This window comes from Pseudonocardia sp. (assembly GCF_050246655.1).
Taxonomy (GTDB): Bacteria; Actinomycetota; Actinomycetes; order Mycobacteriales; family Pseudonocardiaceae; genus Pseudonocardia.
On the sequence record NZ_JBFWVQ010000223.1, the window covers coordinates 1 to 3,816 of the forward strand.

The following is a 3,816-nucleotide window of genomic DNA, read 5'->3' on the forward strand; positions in this document are numbered from 1 at the left end:
CCGTCTCCCCCAGTCCGATGTCGACGCTCGGCGGATAGTCGACACGGCCCTGTCTCCATTCCTTGACGCCTGCCTCGCACTTGGCGAGAAAGTCGTCGAGCGATGCGTTCGGCACCGGCGGCGGTTCCGGTGGGAGGGGCGGAGCCGATCCGGTCCCCCCGTCACCGCCGGTGCTCGGCGGTTCGTCCGAACCAGCGCCCGACCCTGCGGTCGGCGCTGCGGTCGGCCGTGCTGGCGAGCCCGTTTTCGCCCCATCGCCCGGGTCCGGCGCCGGTGTCCCGCAGGCCATCACCACGAGAATGGCCGCCCCGAACGCCAGGAGCGAGTTCACCACCTTTGCCGCTGCTCGCATGAGTCCTCCCCCAGGACCTGATGCTGAGCGTGCTCCCTCACGATGCAATGTGCCAGTGCCGCGTCACCGCCGCGAGGTCGCCGCCGTGCCGGCGTGACGGCGGTCCGCGTCAGCCCGACCCTGCCGTCCGCGCGAGCCGGCGGGCCCAGCCGGTCATGGCGAGCCGTTCGAACGCCGCCGCTGCGGCGTCGACGTAGGGCGCGGCCGCTGTCGCGTCACCGACCCGCAGGTGCATGAGCGCCTTGTCGTGATCGACGGCGAGGTGGTCGCGGCGGTCGAGCAGCCACAACGTCTCGACCACCTCGAAGGCCGTGCGGGTGTAGTTCGGAGCCCACGCCGCCGCCAGGTTCGGTGCGCGGACGGGGCAGGCGAGCAGCGGGAGCGCCTCGGCCGTGTGGCCCATGCGCGCCTCCACCCGCGCCGCGATGCCCGCGATCGCGGCGCCGCCCCAGTTCCGGTCCGCGCGTTGGGATCGGCCCGGGCATAGCCGGAGCGGCGCTGCGGCCACCCCTTCGTCGATGGCCATGCCCAGCGCGTCCTCCGCGGCCTGGTGGTGCATGAGCTGCCAGCCCAGCGCCAGCCCCCGCGGCCGCGCGGCCAGCTGCCGCGTCTGCTCCAATGCCGTGCACGGCCCGTCGACCGTGGCGGCGACGTCCAGCAGCCGGTTGGTCATCTCGCCGAGGCGCCGCCGCCGCAGGGCGATCACCTGCCGCACCCCTTCCGGCACCGCCGTGAGGGGCAGCTCGGCGCGCAACGTCCCGTCGGCCCCGGCCTGGAGCGCCCCGTCCTCGCGGAGGTGTCGGACGATCTCCCGGGTGAAGAACGGGTTGCCGTGGGTCTCGGCACAGACGGCGGCGACCAGATCGGCGGCGACCGGGCTACCCGTCAGCGCGCGCATCAGCCGCTCCACGGAGTCCCGGTCGAGACCGGCCAGCCGCACGACCGTGCACTCCGCCTCGCTGCGCAGGGCGCCGAGGGCGTCGGCGAGCGGATGTCCGTCGGTCACCTCGCTGCCGCGGTAGGCGCCCACCACCGGTCACAGCATCACGACGGGCTGCGGACGTGTCCGGGCTCCCGCGACCCGCCACGACGCGGGCCTGCGCAGGCCTCCACCGCGGGTTCACGACCGGTTCGCGGCGGACACCCGGGCCACGCGACCGCGTCAAGGTCGCGTCAAGATCCTTGCCGCGCGCCGGACCGGGCGGTGAGCTGGTGTGGTGAGTGACCGCAGGAGCATCGTGATGCGCACCGTCGCGGTGGCGGGGCCGATCGCGGTCGCCGCCGGCGCAGGCCTGGTGCGCGACGTGCTGGCGAACACGAGCGCCGCGCTGCTGCTGGTGCTGGTGGTCGTCGCGGTCGGGGTCGCAGGCGACCGGGCGGCGGGGGTGCTCGCCGCGCTCTGCGCCGCGGCCGCGTTCGACTTCTTCCTGACCGAGCCCTACTACCGGCTCGCCATCCTCGACCGCGCCGACGTCGAGACCGCGCTGCTGCTGCTCGCGATCGGCGTCGCGGTCACCGAGATCGCCCAGTGGGGGTGGCGGCAGCAGGCCCGCGCGCAGCGCCGCGAGGGCTACCTCACCGGTGTCGCGATGGCCGCGCGCCTTGCCGCCGACGACACCCCGGACAACGATCTCGTGGCCACCGTCGAACGCATGATCACCGACGTGCTCGATCTCGACGGGTGCCGCTTCGACCCGACCCCCGCCCGGCATTCCGGTCGCCCGGTGCTGGGCAGCGACGGTGCGGTCCTCTGGCGCGGTCGTGTCGTGGACGTCGAGCGCGACGGGCTCCCCACGATGGACACCATCGAGCTGCCGGCCGGTCGCCGCGGCATGCACGGCCGGTTCCTGCTCGTCGCGAGCTCGGGAGTCCGCCGGCCCGACCTCGAAAGCCGGCTCGTCGCCGTCACGCTCGCCGAGCAGGTCGACGGTCCGGCACGAGGAGTCGCCGCGGCACGGCCACGGCGAGCAACGGCACGACGATGCTGACGGCGGCCAGCAGCAGGGAGAACGTCAGCACCGACTCCGTCGGGACGATGACGAGCTTGAAGCTGTCGATCGCGGTGTGCACGACCGCCGGGGCCCACACCGTGTTTCCACCCGTCTCGTACAGGTACGCCAGCGGCAGCGCGGTGACCGCGGCGACCAGCATCGCGGCGAGCCCGACCGCGAGGCCGGACCCGGCGATGATCGGGATGTGCGTCGCGGCGATCAGCGGCATCGTCGCCACCACCGCCCGCCCGAAGGACCGGCCCTCGCGCAGCCGGGCGAACGCGTAACCGCGCCAGACCAGCTCCTCGGCCAGCCCGTGCATGGCGAACACCCCGACGAGCAGCCACACCCAGCCGGGCCGCAGCGCGAACTGCGCCCCGGTGACGGCCGTCGTGAGCGGATAGACGAGCAGCACCAGCAGTGACACCCCGAACGCGACGCCGAGCGCCCGCGGCGCGGGCCGGCCCAGGCCGACCGTGCGCGGGCCGCCGCGCTGGACGACCATCGCGGCGAGCAGCACCGCACCGAAGATCGCCACCCCGGACGCGCCGGTCGGGTCGAGCTCGGCGAGCCCGGCCAGCACGGCGTAGAGCAGCACGAACCCGAGCAGGAACCGGGCCCAGCCGCGGGCCCCCCGCACGCTCACCGGCTGAGGTGGGCGTAGGCGGCGGCGAGGAACAGGCCGAAGGCGACCCAGGTGAACGCCCCGCGCACCCGGTTCCAGAGGAAGTACCGCCGCCGCACCGCGTCCCACCCCGGAGGCATCGCGGCCGGGTCCCAGCCGAGGATGACGGCGTAGTTCGGCTCGGCCAGCAGCCGCGACACGAGCAGCGGCCCGGCGACGGTGCACACCAGCCCGAGAGCGGTGAGCACGAACGGCGCCCCGGTCGGGTCGCCTGCCAGCCCGACGAGGGCGAGGACGGGGAAGACGACCAGGCCGATCACAGACACCCAGTTCGTCGGCGACTTCCGCGCGACCGGGAGGAACCGCTGCAGCTCGACGGCGAACTCGCCGCCGTCGAGCGCGGCGTACATCGGGTGCAGCAGGGTCACGACGGCGAGCAGGAGACCCGACCACAGGCCCGCGAGCACGACCGACAGTCCCAGACCGACCTCGGCGAGCATGGTCGTTCTCCTCTCCCGGGAGCGCAACCCGTCGCCGTCGACCTTGGTCGGCGCGGTGGGCCCGGGCAAGAGCCGGACGGTCCGGGCGCCGTCGGGATCAGGATCCGCCGAGCACGCCGAGCTGGCGCAGCAGGCCGAGCTGGTCGACCATGCCCCAGTGCTCGACGATCTGCCCGCCGTCGAGCCGGACGATGTCCATGACCTCGAACCGCACCGCGCGCCCGGTCGGCGCGATCCCCTGGAACTCGCCGGTGTGCGTGCCGCTGAACACCTTGTAGGTCATCACCTTGTCGCCCTCGGCGAGCTGGTCGAGGACCTCCACGCGGAAGTCCGCGAACGCCGCGTGGA

The 3,816-nt window shown here is 74.0% G+C and carries 5 protein-coding genes and 1 pseudogene; 1 reads left to right on the top strand and 5 read right to left on the bottom strand.

All coding sequences use genetic code 11. The annotated features are described in order from the left end of the window. Positions 1–331 (bottom strand): annotated as a pseudogene (locus AB7J25_RS30420) (hypothetical protein); the annotation flags it as partial. Positions 332–461: 130 nt separating this feature from the next. After that, the gene (locus tag AB7J25_RS30425) at positions 462–1,385 is read right to left on the bottom strand and encodes a hypothetical protein (protein WP_428514803.1); all 924 of its coding nucleotides are present in this window, start codon (positions 1,383–1,385) and stop codon (positions 462–464) included. A gap of 208 nt (positions 1,386–1,593) precedes the next feature. Here AB7J25_RS30425 and AB7J25_RS30430 point away from each other — a divergent pair, with 208 nt between their 5' ends. Continuing rightward, positions 1,594–2,340, top strand: coding sequence for a DUF4118 domain-containing protein (locus AB7J25_RS30430; protein WP_428514805.1), 747 nt, complete (start codon positions 1,594–1,596; stop codon positions 2,338–2,340). Here AB7J25_RS30430 and AB7J25_RS30435 read toward each other — a convergent pair. The 3 genes from AB7J25_RS30435 to AB7J25_RS30445 all read right to left on the bottom strand — a co-directional run. Further along, positions 2,258–2,989 carry a CPBP family intramembrane glutamic endopeptidase gene (locus AB7J25_RS30435; protein ID WP_428514807.1) on the bottom strand — a complete coding sequence of 244 codons (732 nt, stop codon included), beginning with the start codon at positions 2,987–2,989 and terminating at the stop codon, positions 2,258–2,260. The two genes, AB7J25_RS30430 and AB7J25_RS30435, sit on opposite strands and share 83 nt — an antisense overlap. Continuing rightward, complete coding sequence (locus tag AB7J25_RS30440) at positions 2,986–3,537, bottom strand: hypothetical protein (RefSeq protein ID WP_428514809.1); 552 nt, start codon at positions 3,535–3,537, stop codon at positions 2,986–2,988. Before AB7J25_RS30440 ends, AB7J25_RS30435 begins: the two co-directional genes overlap by 4 nt. 28 nt (positions 3,538–3,565) lie before the next feature. Further along, positions 3,566–3,816 (bottom strand): ester cyclase (locus AB7J25_RS30445; RefSeq protein ID WP_428514811.1); only part of this gene is annotated, 251 nt, incomplete at its 5' end.